Origin of the sequence: Vibrio sp. TH_r3, from assembly GCF_033101115.1 — a bacterium.
Classification (GTDB): domain Bacteria; phylum Pseudomonadota; class Gammaproteobacteria; order Enterobacterales; family Vibrionaceae; genus Vibrio.
The window spans coordinates 278,897-301,009 of the sequence record NZ_JAWMPW010000003.1 but is presented as its reverse complement, the minus strand read 5'-3'; the positions used below and the strand labels follow the sequence as shown (position 1 = coordinate 301,009).

Here is a 22,113-nt window from a genome sequence, read left to right as displayed (position 1 = left end):
GCTCGTAAAAAAAATGAACAATTGGTTCATTTTCATACAAAAGCACCTTCAATTTGAATTTTTACACCGCATAAAGTAATACAATATTGCTTAAAAGTCTCAATATACTTACAAAAAAACGAGCCAAATCACACTAATTTGCGCTAGATCCTGATCTTAAATCGTGTAAATCTATCAATACAAACAATATCTCACGCATGACATTTCATTTAACCTATTGTAATATAAATATATTTCAATATATTTTTGATTAACTTCACAAATATTGAACTATATTGTATGACAATAAGCCTTTTCCATCGTATTATATTGGCATTAGTTAGACTGTAATTTGTAATAATTTTTAGGAGATATCAGTATGAACCCTTTTTTTGTAAATTCTGACAACGAGTGGGAAGAACTTGGTGGTGGTATAAAACGTAAGATTGTCGGTTATACTGATGACTTGATGGCTGTCCATTTGAATTTTGATAAAGGAGCGATTGGTGCACCACACGCTCACGATATCCATGATCAAATTGGTTATGTTGTTGCAGGTAGCTTTGAAGCAGAAGTTGACGGTAAGAAATGCGTCCTAAAAGCAGGCGACGCATATATTGCACCTAAAAACTTCGTTCATGGCGCAGTAGCGTTAGAAGACAACAGTATTCTATTAGACATGTTTTCCCCACTACGTGCTGACTTTTTAAACATTAAATAAGGTATAGTTATGGCAACGCATAACATTGCAGTCCTTGGTGAATGCATGGTCGAGCTGCAACAGCAGCAAGATAACCTATTAAAGAGAGCATTTGGTGGTGACACGTTAAATACAGCAATGTATTTAACTCGTCTAACTCAAAATCACGCGATTAATGTAAGTTACGTAACCGCTCTTGGTAACGACCCTTTTAGTCAGGACATGCTTGAACAGTGGAAATCCGAAGGCATTGACACAAGTTTGATCCTTCAAATAGATGACAAACAACCGGGTCTGTATTACATCGAAACCGATGATACTGGTGAACGTTATTTCCATTATTGGAGAAATGATGCAGCCGCTAAATATATATTCGACCAACCTGAATCAAGTGAATTACTTGAAAAGCTTTACGCTTACGATGGTATTTATTTAAGCGGTATTACACTTGCTATTCTGACTGATTCTGGCCGTGAAATTATGTTCGACTTCTTGGACAATTATCGCCAAAAAGGCGGAAAAGTTATTTTTGATAATAACTATCGTCCAAAATTATGGGCAAGCCAACAAGTCGCATTAGAAAATTATATGAATATGCTAGAAAAGACAGATATTGCCCTTCTAACATTTGATGATGAACAAGACTTATATGGCGATGAACATTTAGATACTTGCATTGATAGAACAACCAAAGCAGGCGTATCTGAAATCGTCATTAAACGTGGCAGTAAAGAATGCTTGGTTATTGAAGGTGGCGATGCAAATTATGTTGCTGCGACTAAAGTAACTAATGTAGTCGATACAACAGCTGCTGGCGATTCATTCAGTGGTGGTTATTTAGCAAAACGTTTTACTGGTGGTTCTGCGATAAAATCAGCAAGTGCTGCTCATAAAATGGCTGGCGCCGTGATTCAACATCCGGGAGCAATCATTCCACGTAATGCTATGCCCTCTATAGATCTAGACGATTAGGTGAAACAATAATGACAACGTTAAACGAACAACTTGCAGCACTTAAAGTAATTCCTGTTATTGCAATTAATAAAGCAGAAGACGCTATCCCACTTGGCCGCGTATTGGTAGAAAACGGTATGCCTTGTGCTGAGATCACGTTCAGAACAGAATGTGCTGTAGAAGCCATCAAATTAATGCGTAAAGAATTTCCTGAAATGTTGATTGGTGCAGGTACAATCCTAACCAATGCCCAGGTTGATGAAGCAATTGACGCAGGAGTGGATTTCATTGTAAGTCCTGGCTTTAACCCTCGTACAGTACAATATTGCTTAGACAAAAATATCCCTATTGTTCCGGGTGTAAACAACCCTAGCCTAGTAGAACAAGCAATGGAGATGGGCTTACGTACGCTTAAATTCTTCCCTGCTGAACCTTCAGGTGGCACAGGTATGCTTAAAGCACTTACTGCTGTTTATCCTGTTAAGTTTATGCCAACTGGCGGTGTAAGTGTTGCTAATATCGATGAGTATTTGTCTATTCCATCCGTATTGGCTTGCGGCGGTACTTGGATGGTTCCAACTGGTCTAATTGACCAAGGTAAATGGGACGAACTTGGCGTATTAGTCGCTGATGCAGTTAAAAAAGTTAACTAATTATTAATCATTATTGAAATTAGTTTTAAGAGGCTTCCATAAGGAAGTCTTTTTATTGTCACTAGATAAAACTGGCCCCTTCTGTATCCCATCTAATTATCTTGGCTCGATGTGTGCGTTTTATGTTTTCGCTCTTGGTTATCCACCTCTCTTGCCTAAGCTGTACATAAAAACCAGTTCATCTGGATACATCATTGATGTAACGCAAACATAGCTTTGTAAAGCAATTGTTCCAACAAACTTCGCCATAATAAACGTTGCCGAACCGACACACCTTAAGTAGCGCTATATAAGTTGACCCGTAGCCAAATCAATTCATCTACAAACATATAAGTCTATCCACAAGCATACACTCAATCACTCACGTTCTATCGTTGGTTACAGAGAAAAGACTTTGCTTCACAGAATGGAGATATGACATATTGTTAAAAAAGAATTAAGGAACCAATTTATCCGTTGTCTATTTCATAATTATTTTTATGAGAACTGATCTACATTGCGCGATAAATAACAAGGCTAGAATACAAATTTTCATTTTCTATTTGTAATGTCAATGCAGTACTAATTGTTGAACAGTATATAAGGCTAAACGAAAAAATGCCCTCACGACTTCGTGAGGGCATTTCATTTCAATATAACTTAACTAATTAAAACAATCTAAATGAGTTATTAGTTACTGTGCTTAACTCTTGATACGTTACTTACTTGCAACTTTTCCATCAACTGCTTTAACAAGCAGTAAGCCAACACCTAATACTATTGCACCGCAAAGTACAAAGATGAATCGTCCCCACAATGGGTTTGGTAGTAGGAACATAGCCATAATACCAACACCAGCAACAGCGATTAACGAACCAAGCATACGACGTTGTTTATTATCTAGTACTTTTTGTTCATCTGACTCAGAAACTAATGGCGTTGCTAAGTTATTGAAGAATATATCAACATCTTTTTGACGCTCTTCAGATAGAGGCTTATAGAACAATGTAGACAAGACGAAGAAACCAGCAGTAAAGACTACGTGACCAAGAAGACCAATAGCAACTTTAATGTCAGACCACTCACGGCTAGTCAATTCATTAAGATCAAACCAACCTTCAACCATATCTGCGTTAATTACAAAACCAACAATGTAAGAAACGATAGCACCAACAACAAGTGTACCCCAACCAGCCCAATCAGGTGTTTTCTTAATAAAGAAGCCACAGAATGCAGGAATAGTCATAGGGAAACCAATCAAGGCACCAACATACATCATAGTATCAAATAAGCTTAGTCCTTTTAGCGAGTTAATAAACAGTGCTACTAGGATAATCAAGATACCAAAAACAGTTGAAGTGATTTTAGAAACCGCTACTAACTCTTTTTCTGACGCATTCTTACGCAAAATTGGTTCGTAGAAGTTTTTAACAAAAATACCTGAGTTACGGTTTAAGCCTGAATCCATTGAAGACATGGTTGCTGCAAACATTGCTGCAATTAGTAGACCTACCATACCTGCTGGCATGTATTGTTCAACAAAGTACAAGTATGCAAAATCTGCTGCTTTTTTACCTTGTTCAGGATATACAGTAGCTAAATCAACACCTTGACCAGCAATATACCAACTTGGCATAAACCAAATTAATGGTCCCATAATCATAAGTACACAAGCAAGAAGTGCTGCTTTTTTAGCATTATTCGAATCTTTTGCGGCAAGATAACGATATGCGTTTAGCATGTTGTTGGTAATACTAAATTGTTTTAGGAAGATAAATACAGCCCAGATACCAAAAATACCAACGTAGTTTAGATTGTTACCAGAAACAAAAGATGCGCCTTCATCGACAGGGAAGTTCGCAACGATTTCACCAACACCACCACCTTGAATAATAGCAACAACTGCACAGGTTACGGTTACAGCCATGATGATAACCATCTGCATAAAGTCAGATGCGATAACCGCCCATGAACCACCAGTAACAGACATAATCAATACAACAAGACCTGTCGCAATGATAGTTGATGTCATGTCAAAACCGAAAATACCCGATGCAATAATCGCAAGTGCATTCAACCACACACCAGCTGAAACAATGCTGTTTGGCATACCTGACCAAGTAAATACTTGCTCATTCACTTTACCAAAACGCATTCTTATTGCTTCGATAACCGTAACAACACGAAGTTGACGAAATTTCGGAGCGAAGTAAAGATAATTCATTAAATAACCAAACGCATTGGCTAAAAAGATTACCGCTACCGCGAAACCGTCGTTATACGCTTTACCAGCCGCACCAGTAAATGTCCATGCACTAAACTGGGTCATAAATGCTGTTGCACCAACCATCCACCAGAGCATACTACCGCCCCCACGGAAATAATCACTCGTCGTGCTAGTAAACGTTCGGAACATCCAACCTATAGCCATTAGGAATAGAAAGTAGATACCTACAATCAGAATATTCAAGTCCATCAAGTAAACCTTCTTATGTATTAAATTCAGATTGCATTATAACTCACGGTCAAACTTATTGTACTACAATAAGTTAATTGCGTGATTGCGATCTCCTTATTTCCATATACATTAGTAATACAATTGACAACAGGATTATAGTCACAACTTAATATATTATTAAACTATAACTAGCTAAATCAAATAGTTACGTTGAGATTAATATTAACAGTATTATTACTAGTGCTGCTTAATGATCTAAATCAATTGTTGGTCAATTAAACTGATAATAAAATTCAATAACTTTCCCCTACTCATAACAAAATTATTAACTCTATAAAAATATAGTAATACTAATTAATTTAAGGAAGTACTATTTGCTTATTCAGTCGTGTTTATTTGAATAAATACTAGTTTATGAAGTTGTTTCCACAGAGCGTAATTTGACTGTTTATTTGAGTTAACCGTTATTACAGTTAACAGTAACAATTATCAGATAGATAAAAAGTGATTATTGAAGAGGGAAAACGTTCAAAAATGAAACGAATATAACTGGCAAAAAAAAACGCCCATATTGCCTGTAATCAATATGGGCGTAAAAGAGGACTCACCTCTACTCTTACGCTAACCGTAGGAAGAATTAACGTAGAGTTGTTACTTGTTGCGTATAATTAGCTACTCGTTACCAATGTATATATCTCTAATCGTATTCATTAACAAATGTCTTACATCTGTTACAGTTTTTGTTTCTTATCAACTTCATTATCATCTTTAATAAAGAGTAAATTCGAAACATCATGATATTTAAATCGATACATCCGTGAGTAACTTACGTAGTTAATCATAATGTATTACAAATGTAAATAATGCGATCTAAATCAAATTTTGGACAAATGTATTACAAATAAGCAAAAATTTAGTAGCACACATTTTCAACTCGTCAGGAATAAACGAAAATTATGGCTACTAATCAATGATATACTGACAATACCATAGTCATCACTGTTCGTTATGGTATTATAAAAATTCTAATTGGCTAATTTTCATCCCACTTAACAATGCATATTTGTCATACTTATAAAAAGAGACATAGTGAATAAAATGGAATGCTAGCGAAATGGTCAGAGATGACTAAAATCACTTTTACATCTTAACGTTGAATAGTTCGCTAGGAATGCAATTAACATCGTGTTTACCGAACGCTAACAATGAAAAGTCTTAGTAGAGCCAAACTTAAATTTTGGACATAGAAATAAACAAAAACTAGAGATCAGTCTAAGGTTTGAATATTTGGTTGGTGACAACATTCAAATAAATTTTATTTTCTCGTTGTGTGCCACCGCAATATACAAAATACACTGGGTTATCAGGATAAGTACGAGACAGTAACCAACCGTTCATCAATTCAAAGTCCTCATAAGTGCAACTCTCATCTGCTAACAAACGTTTAGTTGCGTTGATAAACGAATCTTGATACAAAACAAAATCATCCGATTTATCAAGCAATCTCTGCATAGCCTTATGTGCTTCCTGTTCTGTAATCACTGGCTGCTCAGCAGAAAGAAAATCGATGTGTACCCAATCAGCGATATCTTGACCACTTGTATGCACTTCATAATCTGAGATTCTGACCCATTGACCTTGGGTTTCTTGCACTTCAATAGCTTTGCCTTTTCGCAACACATAACGAATTGGTGCGTTTAAGCGCGGATAAGAGCGTACATTAAGCTTGTTACTTGCGACAAAATAGTGGGTATTTTGTTGTTGCACGGTTGGAGTTTGGCTTTCTTGTTGCTTGGCAATCACGGGCTCTTGGTCCACATTTACAGGTGCTGTATCTTTATTCATCATAAAAAAATAATAGTATCCTCCTCCTGCTATACCAATCAATAACAAGACAACAAGTATAATAATTATTATTTTTTTCATTACAAATAGTCCACTAATCAACCGCTGACAAGTTTAGCCAATAAATGTGCCTTTAATTATATCGACCGTCCTATACAAAACTTAAGTCGTTATTTTGGCTCAATCAGCGACCATACAAAGTTTTCAAACGCTATTTATATAATCCTATTCGATATAAACGTCCAAAACAGGTTTTGCCATCTTTATATACTTTTTTTAATTGTGCGAGTAACAGCTCAGCGGTTGCAAGTGAATCTATCAACGCACCATGAGCGTTATATTCAGGTAAACCATATCTTGCACGACTAGTTGACAAGCGCAGATCGGTTGCCGCGGATTTATCAACAATCTTACTCAAGTGTTTTTCTATCATCAGAGTATCTAACCATAATAGAGGCAAGGGCTTTAGTTTATAACGATGTTTAAAATAGTGGTCGATAAAATTTTGTTCAACAACACAACCATGTGCGACGATCACGCGCCCGCGACTTTGTTTGAAAAAAGCAAGTAGTGCCTCATCAACCGTAACACCGTTTGATAGCATTTCAGGAGTAATATGATTGATCACTGCTGTTTTCGCGTTTACTTCAGCGTCGCTCTTAACTAATAATTCCACACGTGTTGATATGTCGATTTTGAGATTTCGAATCACAACCCAGCCAATACTTAAAATTTGGTCATTCGCAGGATCAAGCCCCGTTGTTTCTAGATCCAAACATATAAATTCTAAACCATTCGCTTCATCTTCTAAGTCTGGATACTCATCGGCTAAATTTAACTTTAAAAATTCCGGTAACTGCCTTTGTTTATAACTGATAATACGTTGTCTTTGCAATTTTCTTAATGGGTGAAAATAATTAATCCATTGCATATTAGTGGTTTCCAAATCTAACTTTTGCAGAATCTTGTAACTCAGAAATAATTCTAAAAGCGTCTTTCAAATGTTTGCGTTCAAAACTGCCAAACATATCTGGGTTGATGTGATTGTTTGGTTCTACCCCATTTCTCAGTGCATTCAGCTGGTTATTCAGTCGATATTGAGAAATAAACTGATAAGCTCCAATGATATTTTTGTATGCATCATCTGAGAGATAACCTTTTTCGTTGGCAACACGAAAACGTTCTTCAGTCCCTGTTGCTTCAGATTTTACTGACAAACCATAAATTCGAGCTAAATCGATAATTAAATTAAGCGCATATTTCTTGATATTTAGCGCTTTTTTATTGTCACCACTCTTTTCAAGCACAAGATTATTAAATATTCCTAAAGGAGGGTTAACGTTAGTCGCTTGCTGTACCAACATGCCTAAAAACTCTCTATTGGACGAAATTTTACTATGCATACAGTCGTTAAGTTCCTCAACAAATTCTGCATTACCGTATACGGCTCTAACTTCCAAAAACACACTGATATTTAAAAGGCGTTCATATTCTGGGCTGGCTACCCATTTTTTATAGTATTCTTCCCACATCGTAATAGGCTGACACCACTTAGGTGTTGCTGCCATGAACTTTCCTGGGCAGAGTGGATACTGACACGCAGCTAACCCATTACAAACATACATCGCGAGATGATTAAAATATAGTCGGTCTGCTTCTGTCGCTGTTTCAGATAAAACAATGGCACTATCTTGGTCGGATAGCATATGCACTTCATTTCTCGCATGAGAACCAGCCACTACCCAAGTGAAATCACATGGTGGCGCACCAAACTTATCAATACCTATTTGAATCAATCGACGTGTATATGCATCCATGATCATTGTCATCACTTTACCAACAATCTCGACCGACACATTGCCACCCACTAAAGCTTCAAAAATAGCCTGTCTTTCTGAGTTAAGCTGACTGAGAGCTTCTACACTATCTGAATACTTGATTTTTTCGATTAAGAAAATCGCTTGTACACGATGGTTTTGCACTAAATGAGAAGTGGTGAGAAGTCCAACTATCTTATCGTCGTCAACAACAGGCAGGTTTCTTATATTGAATTGCATCATTACCGAAGCGGCGTGTAAGACTAAATCGGTCGGTTTAACGGTCAATGGCGCCAATGTCATTACTTCAGTAATAGGGTGTTCTATCGGTACTCCATGCGCTATAACTCGCTTAGTCATATCTCTATCGGTAATAATACCAACTATTTTTCCATTATCTAATACCACCGCGCAAGAAGAACGCTTCGCGATTCGCATTTCTGCTGCAACATCTTGAATAGACATAGAAACATCAACTACCGCGACTTTGTCACTCGCCACCTCGGAGACGGTCTTGATAAACAAGCCTTTCTCTTTGTTTGACCAAACAACATCTAACGCAGATTTAAGACGCACTTGTGCTTGAGAGGCAAAATGCTCTGCGTACTGTGGATATTCGCGAAATAGATCTAAAATCGCTTCGTGTGGGATCAAATACAGTAAAGTATTCTCTATCGCTGTCGCGGTGTACTTTGCATCTCCATCATCGTTACTATCAAAGAAGGTAAAGCCAAACAAATCTTCGGTCCCTAATCTGGCTCTTAAGACACCTGTTTTTAAACGCTGCTCAACCGAACCAGTACGAATGATATAAAGGTACTTATGCTGCTCATTATCGAGGTTAATCGCCTCACCTTTCGCCAAATAAGTGATTTGTATTTGTTGAGATAAAGCTTTAACAATAGATTCAGGTAAAATATCAAATGGATCTATTTGTTTCATGAATTGGATAATATTAGGAAGTAGAGTATCAGACATGTTGAATTCGATATGATTGAGATTTATTTGTATTATTTTATAACACGGTGATTAAACAAGCACAATAACTTGCCAATCAAGCTAAAACCTAGCTCTCAAAATCAATAAATTTTACCGGTATAGGATCAGATTACTGCTTATTTTCGGGGGGTAATGAAAGGATTTCTAATAGATAAAAGATCAATACATGCTATATATTGACCTTTTATTAAAGATTGGTTTTAAGTTATTCAGTTAATTGCACACGATAAAATCTAAATCGTCTTTTTAACTGTACTTTTAATTACATAATTAACTAACTGCTGGCAAACGGTGTTTATTAGATTGTAAATGATCATAAGAAGCTTGTTTTGCCTTCTCCGCGTTACCCGCCATAATTGCCTCATATATTTCTCTATGCTCACCTAAACAAACATCACCTTCTTTCGATGAGTGGGCAAAAAAGTTAATAAACATAGTTTGTAATATATGACCAAAAGGTAGATAAAAATTATTGCCAGTCGCATTAAAAATCAAATTATGGAACTTCATGTCCACGTCAATCCATTCTTCTTGGTTAAATACATCTGCGTGGGCGATTTCGCACATAGTTTGAAAGGTTTCTGATAACTCAATTCTCTGCTCTGCACTAGCATGTATAGCCGCAAGTGCACATGCCTCTGGTTCTATGGCCTTACGCAGACCTAAAAATTGCTCGCAAAACTCTTGTGTATCAATTAAGCCATCCATCCACTCTATCAATTGAGGATCTAAAAAATTCCAAAATGCTCGTTCAACAACTTTAGTCCCGATTTTAGGACGTGAAACCAAGAGCCCTTTTGAGGTAAGTAATTTAACCGCTTCTCTTAATGCAGTTCTACTTATACCAAACTCTTCGCATAAAACCATTTCACCCGGAATAACCGATCCTTCGGCTAAATCACCAGATAATATTCCTCGAGCTATTTCTCTAGCCACTTGAACGTGTAGGCTCCTCTTTGAACCTGAGATTGAATTAAATGTGCTTGACATGATTGCTTCTTAATTTTTAGTAATTATGTATTATTTATGGAAATGTATCATCTTTAATAACGTTAACCAATTTGAAAGGTTACTAAACGTGATAGTTAGCAGGTTATTTTATTCGGAGTTATTAGTATTTATCTCTCTAACAACATCACTGTAACATTAATTGCGCTTCCTTATTGTATTTATGTGTACTCGATCTTGTTTCTACATACAAATCAAATTATAGCTTGCTGCCAATAGGCGTATTGTATGATAATAAAACAATATTGCTAATGTACATAAGCGGAACGTCGCTATTAATAACGACTAAACAGTAAATGAGTACCTTTTAATTTTATAGACGGTACAAGATTAACTCCAGCTAAAATACTCGCAAGATACATTTAGCTACGCTGATATTGACATAGTCGCAGATAATATCAAAGTAGTACTGTTATTTGTCCTTTTGCATTAAACCGATGTAATGGATATATTACGGCCAAATTCTAACTACTGATGACGAACCGTCGTACATTGGTAATTGGCTATACTGTAAGCAATGGTTCAGTTTGCTTACTTTTCCAGGAGTTAATTAATGGTTACTTTCTCACTTGTAGCAGAATCAAGTAAACGAATTCATGTACAAGTTGCTAAACAAATTGCCCGTAAAATCCTGTCGGGAGAACTTGAACAAGGCGAAAAGTTGCCTAACGAGCTTGAATTATGTGAGCTATTTGGTATTAGTCGTACTGCCCTACGCGAGTCAATGAAATTACTTTCAGCCAAAGGTTTACTGGCCTCTAGACCCAAAGTAGGAACTAAAGTGCTGACCAAGGAAAACTGGCACTTTTTAGACCCGCAACTTCTCGAATGGTTACAAGATCTCGAAGGCTCAGAGTTTTTCCTAAGCCAATTTTTGGGATTAAGAAAAGCAATTGAACCTGAAGCATGTGCGTTAGCCTCGTTAAATGCAACCGTCGAACAACGAAAAGAAATCTCTATTTTATTTCAAAAAATGACTCAAGCTGCTTTAGAAGATAACGAGCAAGCGTGGGTAAAAGTAGATTTAGAATTCCACTGTAAAATATTTCAGTCTACCGCCAATAAATTTTTCGTTCCATTTGGTAATATTCTTTCTACTATATTTAGACGTTTCATCGACCGTTCAGCAGAAGGTGGCCGTTATTGTTTAGAAGAACATAGAGCAATATACGAAGCCATTATGGTCGGCAACCCCGAACAAGCTCGTATTGCTTCCGCTCGGTTACTTAACGACAGTAATCAACGATTGGCAACCGTTGTTAATGGGTGAAAAATAAAATTCTACTATTAGATCACTAATTAAATTGTTTAATAGATAGCAGTGCATTTACTTTCTATCTATTAAACAATCAGATTAAAAAAACACATTCTCTCACTTTTCTCCATATTTACTCCTTTTTTAGGCTTTATCTTAACTAGCAAGTAGAGAAAACAATCTCTCTACTTAGATAGACACTCATTTGCGTTTTTCCGCCTAAAGGCAACCTTTCCCTAATTATAAGGAACTTTAGGCGGTTTTTTTTGTGTCTTTTTTCGTAATGTTATTTATAGAATTAGTGAGTTAAGATATGCAAATAATCCCCCCAGTTAAAACAACTATTGCGGTCTTCGCAGCCTGCTGTATTGGAATCACCACTCTCTTTGCATATGCAAGTACCGAGCAGCCATCTCAAGATCGTATGCCACCACCTAAATTTGAAGATATGGACGCAAATGGTGACGGACAACTAAGCCTTGATGAACTTAAAGGCCCGCTTGCTCAAGATTTTGATAAATTTGATAGTAATGGTGATGGTTATTTAAGCCAAGATGAGTTGCCAGCTCCTCCAGGGCAAACTTCAAGACCTCAATAATTGGCGACCATGCCGCCGCTACCGAGTTACTACATAGGTTTAGAAAGTAACGATCTTTTTTGAATAGTAACGGTTTATCGCCTAGTTACTACAGTATTTCAAAATGAAATTTAACAATAGAGCAGCATATAGGCTGCTCTATTTACGTTTACGGTCATTGATGCTGCTACTTTCATAACGATAAATTATATTCAGCTAATTGTTATCTATTACTGGAGCAACCATTAACTTGTGTGCTTACTTATCTAGCGATTTAGCTAACATTTAATTTCAGTGCTAATTAATGTATTTTTTCGTCAAGCTTTTAACTCACTGAGCACCATTCGGTTAATACAGTATAGTTATGCTAACTTTGACTAAACTGTTTAACTAATCTTTGCAAACTATTTAAGCTCGTTACTAGCTCTGTGGTTCGGGCAACAGAATATGACGACAACTGCTTCGTTCTATTAATTGCGGCCTTCATTCTAGTCACATGTTCCGTTGTACCTTGAGTTACTTTGACTTGTTCCGTGATTATCTTGGACGTTTCCGTACTTTGCCTATCAATAGCAGCTAAGTCTTCAACAATCGCTTGGAAAGCCTGTTGACTATTTTCAGACTTCTCAACACTCACCTCTGAAGCCGTTATCCCTTCTTCCATCAATTGCCCAGTTTGCTGCACTGTTGATTGCAGCATTTCTATTTTCGCTTTAATTTCTTCCACAGAAGCACGAGTTTTACCTGACAAGGCACGGACTTCGTCAGCGACAACGGCAAAGCCTCGTCCATGCTCGCCTGCACGAGCGGCTTCGATTGCAGCATTAAGCGCGAGTAGATTTGTTTGTTCGGCAATGCTTTCAATAATTTCTAATATAACTTCAATACCATTAACATCTTTATATAACTGGGCTATAGACTGTTTTGAATCAGCTAACCGCTCGCAAAGTAAGTTAACACTACTTACAGCTTCTCCTATTGTGATATTACCGATTTCTGCTTCATTTTGCGCTAAATGCGCAAACTCGGCGCTTTGCTTCGCTTGTTTCGCAACCTGGTCGATGGAATGAAGCAACTCTATGGCAGATTGTCCCATCGCTTCGGTAGCAATACCTTGTTCCACTAACTCATCATTAATCAACTGACTTGTTTTTTCTTCTTCAACTGCGGACTGAACCAATTCGTCCGATGTCTCGCTTGCTCGGGCGGTAACCGCTCGCAATTCGGCTTTCTTCATGATCATTGACAACTCAATTCTAGAAAAGTCATCACAGTAGCCTGTATATGGTCGCTCCATTAGCTGATTATCATAATTACTTGTTGCAAGATTATTAACCTTATCTATTCGAGCTTTTAAACGGAGTGAAGTCAGAAATAAACAAATAATGAGTGGGATAAGTATGCAGAGTGAGGTAGATTCAGTAATAATATCAAACAATTGAGCGCACAGCGTGCAGAGTAAGAGTAAAATCAAACACAGGCTAATGTTAGACCAACATATTCGTCTAAGCGATTGGGAACCATTGTTCATGTGTGAATACAGAGTTTCGGCCCGTTCTAGTTGCGCCTCTGATGGCTGACTCCTAACTGATTGATATTCAAAAATTTCTCCTTTATCGTCTAATATCGGTGTAACGAATGCTGACACCCAATAATGCCCCGAGTCCTTACATCTATTTTTGACCAATCCCATCCAGCTTTTTCCTGACTGGAGGTATTGCCACAATTGACCAAATGCCGCTTTAGGCATATCCACATGCCGAATAACATTATGAGGGTTACCTAATAACTCTTCTTCATCGTAGTTGGAAACCCGACAAAATGCGTCATTACAATAAGTTATATGGCTATCAGCTGTTGTCGTCGATATTAAATTGTCTTTATCTGAGTATTTAACTCGTTGATCTAGCATAAAATTTTCTCAGTTATCTGTCTTGGTGATAAATAGTCCTATATGAAAGATTTTACCTGAGTCAACATGAATAATTATTGATATAAATTATATTTAAATCAATTGTATATATGAAATTGATATATACAAAAAAGCAAACTCTCTGCGCTCTCAGGTTTCACGGTGTTACCAACATAAAATGCCATCACTTATTGCTAACATAAAGCTCAGTAACAGCATTTACTATGGATGTAGCAACGCCCTGATACGCCTAATCCCGATGGTTAATATTGGCAAGGTATATACTCAAAAGAAATCGATTAGCTTCGTTTTGGCTGCTTGTACGTTTTTCCTGCTGCTTGAAAAGTCTCTTTATGTTTTACTTCGAACATTACATAAAAAAACCAAGCAATAAAGTGAATAACTTCGTCGCCTTCATTCATGACATGTTCGACAAATTCTTCTTGCTCACCTTCGCTATTCGGTTGCAAAGTAACATGATAGATCCGTTTCTCTCCCTCGACTTCTGCTAATGCAAACTGGCCTTTCAGTGACTGAGCAGCATTGGCGATTTCTTGATCATCAGTTTTTGTCAGTTGCTCTAATACTTGAGGTAAACTCTCTAACTGACTTAATTGCTTAACTACGTTTTCAAATTCTTGTTGTAGCATTATTTTCTCTCATTGTTTAAATCACATAATAAAGTGACCTCATCTTGGAGCTTTGCAAAACAAGGTTACTTTACACAAATGTACTCTGTTATAAATTACTGTCGTCTGACGTATTATTTGCTAATAGTTGCTCACCAAACATTTTATCGTACTTTGCTACTTTCGCTTTAAACGCATTCATTTCTTTGTTAGGAACAGAACTCGCCATAGGGATATTGGCCGTCATAGCATTGACTGGCCTATTACGAATAATAAACTCATAATGTAAATGAGGACCGGTAGATCGCCCTGTGTTACCAGATAAAGCTATTCGTTGCCCTCTTGATATCGACTGTCCTTTCTTAACCAAAATTTTACTCAGATGTAAGTAACGAGTCTTATATGAGTTACCGTGCTGAATAACAATATATTTACCCGCGTATGGATGGTTTCGAGTTAAAATAACTTTACCATCACCTGTAGAATAAACTGGCGTTCCGATTGGTGTTGCAAAGTCGGTACCATTGTGTGGTGAAATACGCCCTGTTACTGGATGCTTACGATTTGGATTAAAAGATGAGGAAATTCTATACCTAGAACCGGTAGGGTATTTTTGAAACGCTCTTTGTAAGCTGTTACCATCTTTATCGTAATACTGCCCATCCGTATGCAAAAATGCAGTAATCATTCGGCCTTTATTATGAATACGGATAGCTTGTACTTCTTTCTTACCAGTAGCATTTGAGCCTATGTACTGTTTGCTTTGTACTATTTCAAACAGATCACCCGCTTGTAGATCTCGGGAGAAATTAATTTTCTCTTTTAACAACGTATTGATCTGCTCTATTTCATAGCTACCAACACCTGATTTATTGGCAGATTGAGAAAAACTACCGTGTATTTCTCCCACAATAGCCTCTAGTTTCCATTCACCCGGTATGGATATATCTTTGAACTGAAAACTACCATCGGCATGACGTGTATAAATAACCTTGTCTGCTATATTAAACTGCAGCACCATCTTGTCTAAATGTTGACCATCCTCTGTTCCCCAAAACATTAATTGATTGCCCGGACGCAATGTATCTAGCATCAAATAATTAAGGTCGGTTTCCATTACTTTTAATAAATCGCTATAAGGAAAGCCAAGCTGTTCGAATATAGAACTGAGGTTATCCCCTTGATTAATGATATAACTAAATTGCGGTGGAGAGTCGACACCTAGCGGATCGACTTGTTTGGCTTTCTGTTCGTAACTTGGCATTTCTTTTAATTCGAAAGGAACAAATTTGCGTTCAGTTGAGTGCGCATGAGGAACAGTGTTAATAATCACAACCATCGTGAATAAAGGAAAAATAACCGCGAACAACTTATTTTTTAACGCAACATCACTAGAAAAGAGATACATAAAGGGGAAAAGAAATTTTCTAAACACAATAAATCCAACTGTCATTACTTGATAAATATGAATTAACTGACACGGTTGAGCTAAACACCTATGCAGATAGATCAACGATAAAGGTTATCTATATTAACGCAGGTTCTACTTAACCACCATTGCTCAAACGTCAACATTATGACAATTGTTACATTATAACAATAGCATTTAGCGATAAACTGATTAACTATTTTTATGAGTACGAATTACTTAATCATTTTCTGTTATAGCGGCGTTTAACATTATTTCGATACAACCCTCCAATTGGATCTTAAAAATAGGTTATCACGGCTGAATAACTCCCTAAAATTAGTGAATACTATTGCAATCAGCAATAACACACGATAACCTAGCGCCCACTGACTAAATACGGATATTTAGTGAATAACTATGCCATGGACAAGTGTGGCTTATACTCGATATTTAGAGAAATCAGATGCCAAAAAATGAACAAGCCACCTTGCTTGAACCTAGAGAAAAACCTTTTTGGATTTTTATCATTCCCTCGTTAATCGGTCTATTTTTATTTATGGCGCCGATCAGCTATCAGGGTGACATAACTATCCCCGTTGCAATACTTGCAAAAGGATTATCAGTATTACTAGGCGATTCGATTATTCCTTTAGTGACGGCAATTATTGCCTTAATGGCTATTGCCACTCTATGTTACCGTATAGTTAAACCGGCGTTTATTCGAAATATCGCTTTCTTAGACCGTTTATTAACACCATCATTACTTTGGTTAATTGTTCGTGTTATAGGTGGAGTCGCCGTTATAATGACTTACTTCCATTTAGGACCAAAAGCGATATGGGAAGAAAATACTGGAGGATTAGTATTAGAAGGATTGTTACCTACCTTATTTTCAGTCTTTATTTTTGCGGGCATGCTTCTACCCCTCTTACTTAATTTTGGGCTATTGGAATTAGTCGGAACGTTGCTAAGTAAAATTATGCGCCCTATTTTCAATTTACCGGGAAGAAGCGCAATTGACTGTATAGCATCTTGGTTAGGCGATGGCAGTGTCGGTATTTTACTCACCAGCAAGCAATACGAAAGTAAGTTTTATACCCAACGAGAAGCGGCGGTTGTCGGAACTACATTTTCGGCGGTATCAATTACTTTCAGTTTAGTTGTATTGGCTCAAGTCAAACTAGAAGCCTATTTTTTACCATTTTACGGCTCTATATGTCTTGCTGGTATCGTAGCAGCAATCATTATCCCTCGCCTACCACCACTAAGAAATAAACACGATCTTTATGTGGATGGCAGCGCGCCAAAAGAAGATATTGACCTTGTTCCAGATAATCACAACGCCTTTTCGTGGGGTATGGAATTAGCGCTTAATAAAGCGGCACAAGTTAAGAGCATTCGAAAAGTCGTGTACGACGGACTCGAAAATGCTGTTGATATGGTGTTTGGTGTACTACCAGTTGTTATGGGGCTGGGTACATTGGCGCTGATTGTTGCTGAGTACACTTCTTTGTTTTCAATTCTAGGTGCGCCTTTTGTTCCTTATCTTGAACTACTTGCTATTCCGGAAGCGACGGCCGCATCGGAAACAATGATGGTCGGTTTTGCTGATATGTTTTTACCAGCAATTATTATTTCTTCTGTTGATAGTGAAATCACTCGATTTGTTATCGCAGCAATGTCGGTTACACAGCTGATTTATATGTCTGAAGTCGGAGCTCTATTGTTAGGAAGCCGTATTCCAGTAAATTTTGTTGAGCTTTTCTTTATCTTTATTTTGAGAACCCTGATTACTCTGCCTGTTATAGCTGCTGTGGCTCACATGGTGTTTTAAACTAAAAAAAGAGTTCGATAGATAAATAAAAATAGAGACTTAACATATAAAAAAACCGCCGAACAATAAATTAGGCGGTTTTTTATATTTAGTGGCAATAACAAGGCTAGTGATCTATTTATTGGCTTATTTTTTCGCTCTCATTCGTCCAGCAGCCAAAACCACTAAACCTATGCTAAACCAAAAAGGAACGCTACCACCACTGGTTTTACTTCTGTCTTCTGTAGCGTTTTCAAAACCGTATTGCCGATAATATTCTCTATCACTTTCACTGGTTATGTAAGTAGGTTCAACCAAACCTGTTTGTACATTGGCGATCCACGTTGCGTAATCTGCTACCTCTGTAAAAACTGAAGTAGCGACTACAGAAGTATTGCCGCATCCATCGGCAGGCCCATAACTCGTTATGCCAACCTGACGATTATTACTGCTATCGGTCCAATAAAGCGGGCCGCCGGAATCGCCATTACAGGTAGCCTTTCTTAATCCATTACTGATCGCACCCGACATACACAATTGCGTATCCGGTGCGCCGACATAACCATAATAATCATTACAAGCAGAGTTATCCAAATAGTCTAGCTTTGCTTGTTGTAACACAGTCGTCGCGTCTTCATTCGTCTCAGTATTGCCATGACCAACAGCAACGAATGTTTGATTAGCTCCATCACTTCGATAACTACTCTCATCGAGTATTTCTGCATACGAACCAATGTTAACTGCTGACTCTAACTTTAAAATAGCAATATCATTGATCAGATAATTAGAGTCATACTCTTCATGGACATAAAACTTGGCAATATAATGTAACTGCGCATTAGATATATCATCTTCATCATCTAAATTCGGAACTGCAACAGTAAATAATAGATTTACTTCAGATATATCCTCATCGTTCAAGTCAACACAGTGTGCCGCGGTTAATACATGCGTAGCATCGATAAACGTTCCACCACAATAACCAAAATTGCCAAATTCGTTGTAGTAAAGGCGTGCGTACGATGGATAGCTAGACGTTGACGTATTAGTACCATTAACAATGTAAGTGGCAATGTCAGTTGCACCTACCATTAATGAACCAAATATAAACCAAGCACTCACAAATAATTTTTTAAGCATTTTCGTTACCTTTTAGACCAATTGTTCCTGTAGGCCTAGTATTACGTGTCGCCCCAGTATTCTTTGTAGGCTTAATATTTGTTTAAGAAACTTTGCTGCCTAGTGTGATTGAATAAAAGACAATTAATTGACTATATTACGCTTTTGTTAAGATAAAACAGAAAGAGCTTATCGTGTGTTGTATCTTACATAAGCAGCACCAACATTGACACTAGCTTAAAAAGCAGAAGATGAGAATAGTGATATCATGCTAAAACGGCTTTTTGCGGGAAAAATGGGAAAATGCAGTTTACTCGTTGCAAAATTTATAGCGACAGAATGTAACCAATAGCGGTTACATTCTGCCAATATAACACGAATAATATTACTACTAGCCTCTGTAATAACTTTGCGCAACAAATGGCATTTTACTCACCATCATCGGCAGCTTCTTACCACGAACTTCAGCAAAAATTTCTGTATCTACAGCAGTGTAGTCTATATGTACATACCCCATAGATACGGGCATTCCGGCACTCGGACCTGCTGTGCCACTGGTTACAATACCAATTTCATTGTCTTGCGCGTCAAACAGTTTACAACCTTCACGCACAGGTGCTTTGGTTTGACCAACCAAACCAACACGTTTACGCTGTACATCTTTGGTTGCGATCTGTTGAAGAATAATATTGGCACCAGGAAAACCACCGGCCCTTTCACCATCTTGGCGACGACATTTACTAATACCCCAAAGCAGACTCGCTTCTACAGGCGTTGTTGTTGTATCTAAATCATGCCCGTATAGACATAAACCACATTCTAGACGCAAAGAATCACGTGCTCCCAATCCGATCCACTCTACACCGTCCATCTCGGTCAATTGTGTCGCTAAAGCTGGAGCTTTATCCGCAGGTACCGAAATTTCGTAGCCATCTTCGCCGGTATAACCCGAGCGGCTTACATAGCACTCAACGCCATTTAATTGCACTATTTTAGCATCCATAAAAACCATATCAGCAACAGAAGGTTCAATAGATGCCAAAATTTGCGCGGCTTTCGGCCCTTGCAAGGCTAAGAGTGCTCGATCTTCAATTAGTTCTAACTCAACCTCATCGGTCAAATGAGCTTGTAGATGCGCAATATCTTGTTCTTTGCATGCGGCATTAACTACCACAAATAGATGATCAGAAAAATTAGTCACCATCAAGTCATCTAAAATACCGCCTTGCTCATTAGTAAAAAAGGCATAACGCTGTTTTCCAGCAGGTAGATCAATAATGTCTACAGGAACTAATGATTCAAGCACCTTAGCTCGATCATTACCTTTTAAACGGAGTTGTCCCATATGAGAAACATCAAAAAGACCCGCTGATGCTCGAGTATGTAAATGTTCTTTTTTTACACCAAGTGGATACTGAACTGGCATTTCATAGCCAGCAAAAGGAACCATCTTCGCGCCCGCTTCAATATGCAATTCATATAGCGGGGTCTTATGTAAATCGGACATTTCTTTCTCCATAAAGATTTTAATCGTTAGATTGGTAAATGGTCACAAACCGAGCTGTTTCCAATAATAAACATTATTTACTATATGGGGCATTAATAGCAGATTGTTTCAGATTTATCACCTGTTAATTTCATCTCTCACGCAAATAAAACGAGCCTACAGAGCAACATTACACCGCTTACTTTGCCGTAACCCAAAGGATTAACGCGTCTTCCTCACTCACCGACGTCAACATATGGCCCATATTCGCATCATAATAAGCACTATCACCTTGCTTGAGGTTTATAGGTTCGTAATATTCAGTAAATAACGTCACTTCGCCTTCTAGAATAAGTAAAAATTCTTCACCATCATGTCTAACCCAATCAGCAAAATCCGTAATTTCTCTGGTTCGAATTCTACTTTTAAACGGCATCATTTTTTTATGAGTAAGCTGAGTCGCTAACAGCTCATGTTCATAAGTGGGTGTTGGGTGAGGTTTGCCTTGCCCTTGTTTAGTCAGATCTCTACGCCCCGTCGCCATGCTCGATTTTGGCGGCTCAAACAGTTGCGGCATATCAATTTGCAATCCAGATGCAAGCTTTTGCATTGCTTGAAAAGTCGGAGAAATTTGTTCGTTTTCAATTTTAGACAGAGTAGAACGCGCCAAACCAGTGCGCTGGCTGGCTTCTTCAAGTGTAATGCCTAAGTTGGAACGGATATCTTTGATCTTCTGTCCCAGCTTTAATGGCTCGATTGTCTCTTTCTCACCTTGCTTTTCTAGCTTGATAGACGGGTACTCATCTAAGTTTTCTATTGACATCTTTTCTTCATACTCTGGTTAATATGCTGCGTTATTGTTACATGACGCTTACGAATAAGGAAATGGCCAAATTTTAACGGCCATTTATCTAACAATACGAAATTATGTTTCCTATTGGAAATTTTAATTGATTATTGTAAAAACAATGGTTATGTTACGGCTATGCAAGCGCAATAGCCACAAGCGAAGCAAACGGTTGCGTTTCAATCAAATTCTCAGTCATAAATGACAACATTTTGTATAGACCAGTTTTATAATTATCGACACAAACATATTTGGAGACAAAGAAATGGACAACACCCTCAAGTTTACAGAAAGCCATGAATGGGTTAAAGACAATGGTGACGGTACTGTGACTATTGGTATCTCAGACCACGCACAACAAATGCTCGGTGATGTGGTTTTCGTTGACTTACCAGAAATTGAAAGTGAAGTTGAAGCGGGTGAAAGTTTTTCTTTAGTAGAATCAGTTAAAGCAGCTTCTGATATTTATACTCCAATAACTGGTGAAATCGTTGAAGTAAACGAAGAGCTGGAAGATAGCCCAGAACTGATTAACGAAGAACCGTATGAAGGCGGTTGGATTGCAAAAATTAAGATGTCTGATACTGCAGAATTAGATGCGCTAACCGACGCTGAAGAATACCTAAGCAGTATTGAAGACGAGTAATTTGCAAGTATAGATAAAGTAATTAG

18 protein-coding genes are annotated in these 22,113 nt (G+C 37.6%); 7 read left to right on the top strand and 11 right to left on the bottom strand.

What is annotated here, in order from left to right:
- Positions 1–358: 358 nt before the first annotated feature.
- From R3X26_RS05410 to R3X26_RS05400, 3 genes are read left to right on the top strand one after another with little or no spacing between them, the layout of a single operon-like run.
- Complete coding sequence (locus tag R3X26_RS05410; RefSeq protein WP_317716190.1) at positions 359–700, top strand: cupin domain-containing protein; 342 nt, start codon at positions 359–361, stop codon at positions 698–700.
- Between the two features lie 9 nt (positions 701–709).
- On the top strand, positions 710–1,651 hold the full coding sequence (locus tag R3X26_RS05405; RefSeq protein WP_317716189.1) for a sugar kinase: 942 nt from the start codon (positions 710–712) through the stop codon (positions 1,649–1,651).
- 11 nt (positions 1,652–1,662) lie between these two features.
- Positions 1,663–2,286 (top strand): bifunctional 4-hydroxy-2-oxoglutarate aldolase/2-dehydro-3-deoxy-phosphogluconate aldolase, encoded by a 624-nt coding sequence (locus R3X26_RS05400; RefSeq protein ID WP_317716188.1) that lies wholly within the window; start codon positions 1,663–1,665, stop codon positions 2,284–2,286.
- A gap of 697 nt (positions 2,287–2,983) precedes the next feature.
- Here the strand turns inward: R3X26_RS05400 and R3X26_RS05395 are convergent.
- The 5 genes from R3X26_RS05395 to R3X26_RS05375 form a co-directional block, all read right to left on the bottom strand.
- Positions 2,984–4,741, bottom strand: coding sequence for a sodium:solute symporter family protein (locus R3X26_RS05395; protein ID WP_317716187.1), 1,758 nt, complete (start codon positions 4,739–4,741; stop codon positions 2,984–2,986).
- Positions 4,742–5,995: 1,254 nt separating this feature from the next.
- On the bottom strand, positions 5,996–6,649 hold the full coding sequence (locus R3X26_RS05390; RefSeq protein ID WP_317716186.1) for an SH3 domain-containing protein: 654 nt from the start codon (positions 6,647–6,649) through the stop codon (positions 5,996–5,998).
- A gap of 130 nt (positions 6,650–6,779) precedes the next feature.
- The gene (locus R3X26_RS05385) at positions 6,780–7,499 is read right to left on the bottom strand and encodes a 3'-5' exonuclease (protein ID WP_317716185.1); all 720 of its coding nucleotides are present in this window, start codon (positions 7,497–7,499) and stop codon (positions 6,780–6,782) included.
- 1 nt (position 7,500) lies between these two features.
- A complete protein-coding gene (locus R3X26_RS05380; RefSeq protein ID WP_317716184.1) occupies positions 7,501–9,363 on the bottom strand; it encodes a putative nucleotidyltransferase substrate binding domain-containing protein in 1,863 nt (620 codons plus the stop codon).
- Between the two features lie 291 nt (positions 9,364–9,654).
- Entirely contained in the window at positions 9,655–10,374 is a 720-nt protein-coding gene (locus R3X26_RS05375; protein WP_317716183.1) for a FadR/GntR family transcriptional regulator, read from the bottom strand.
- A gap of 571 nt (positions 10,375–10,945) precedes the next feature.
- On the opposite strand from R3X26_RS05375, the gene R3X26_RS05370 reads away from it, so the two are divergent.
- Entirely contained in the window at positions 10,946–11,662 is a 717-nt protein-coding gene (locus tag R3X26_RS05370; protein WP_317716182.1) for a FadR/GntR family transcriptional regulator, read from the top strand.
- Positions 11,663–11,960: 298 nt separating this feature from the next.
- Positions 11,961–12,245 carry an EF-hand domain-containing protein gene (locus tag R3X26_RS05365; protein ID WP_317716181.1) on the top strand — a complete coding sequence of 95 codons (285 nt, stop codon included), beginning with the start codon at positions 11,961–11,963 and terminating at the stop codon, positions 12,243–12,245.
- A gap of 346 nt (positions 12,246–12,591) precedes the next feature.
- On the opposite strand, the gene R3X26_RS05360 is transcribed toward R3X26_RS05365, so the two are convergent.
- From R3X26_RS05360 to R3X26_RS05350, 3 genes are all read right to left on the bottom strand, one after another.
- Positions 12,592–14,136 carry a PAS domain-containing methyl-accepting chemotaxis protein gene (locus R3X26_RS05360; RefSeq protein WP_317716180.1) on the bottom strand — a complete coding sequence of 515 codons (1,545 nt, stop codon included), beginning with the start codon at positions 14,134–14,136 and terminating at the stop codon, positions 12,592–12,594.
- 299 nt (positions 14,137–14,435) lie between these two features.
- Positions 14,436–14,786 carry a hypothetical protein gene (locus tag R3X26_RS05355; RefSeq protein WP_317716179.1) on the bottom strand — a complete coding sequence of 117 codons (351 nt, stop codon included), beginning with the start codon at positions 14,784–14,786 and terminating at the stop codon, positions 14,436–14,438.
- Positions 14,787–14,874: 88 nt separating this feature from the next.
- Positions 14,875–16,173, bottom strand: coding sequence for a peptidoglycan DD-metalloendopeptidase family protein (locus R3X26_RS05350; RefSeq protein WP_411572398.1), 1,299 nt, complete (start codon positions 16,171–16,173; stop codon positions 14,875–14,877).
- 466 nt (positions 16,174–16,639) lie between these two features.
- Here R3X26_RS05350 and R3X26_RS05345 point away from each other — a divergent pair, with 466 nt between their 5' ends.
- Positions 16,640–18,010, top strand: coding sequence for a YjiH family protein (locus R3X26_RS05345; protein ID WP_317716177.1), 1,371 nt, complete (start codon positions 16,640–16,642; stop codon positions 18,008–18,010).
- 126 nt (positions 18,011–18,136) lie between these two features.
- Here R3X26_RS05345 and R3X26_RS05340 read toward each other — a convergent pair whose 3' ends face one another.
- The 3 genes from R3X26_RS05340 to R3X26_RS05330 all read right to left on the bottom strand — a co-directional run bounded on the left by R3X26_RS05340 (position 18,137) and on the right by R3X26_RS05330 (position 21,417).
- Entirely contained in the window at positions 18,137–19,129 is a 993-nt protein-coding gene (locus R3X26_RS05340; protein ID WP_317716176.1) for a serine protease, read from the bottom strand.
- Between the two features lie 370 nt (positions 19,130–19,499).
- Positions 19,500–20,615 (bottom strand): glycine cleavage system aminomethyltransferase GcvT, encoded by a 1,116-nt coding sequence (gene gcvT / locus R3X26_RS05335; RefSeq protein ID WP_317716175.1) that lies wholly within the window; start codon positions 20,613–20,615, stop codon positions 19,500–19,502.
- A 178-nt stretch (positions 20,616–20,793) separates the two neighbouring features.
- Positions 20,794–21,417 carry an XRE family transcriptional regulator gene (locus R3X26_RS05330; RefSeq protein ID WP_317716174.1) on the bottom strand — a complete coding sequence of 208 codons (624 nt, stop codon included), beginning with the start codon at positions 21,415–21,417 and terminating at the stop codon, positions 20,794–20,796.
- Between the two features lie 289 nt (positions 21,418–21,706).
- Here R3X26_RS05330 and gcvH point away from each other — a divergent pair, with 289 nt between their 5' ends.
- A complete protein-coding gene (gene gcvH / locus R3X26_RS05325; protein ID WP_317716173.1) occupies positions 21,707–22,087 on the top strand; it encodes a glycine cleavage system protein GcvH in 381 nt (126 codons plus the stop codon).
- The last annotated feature ends 26 nt before the right edge of the window (positions 22,088–22,113 follow it).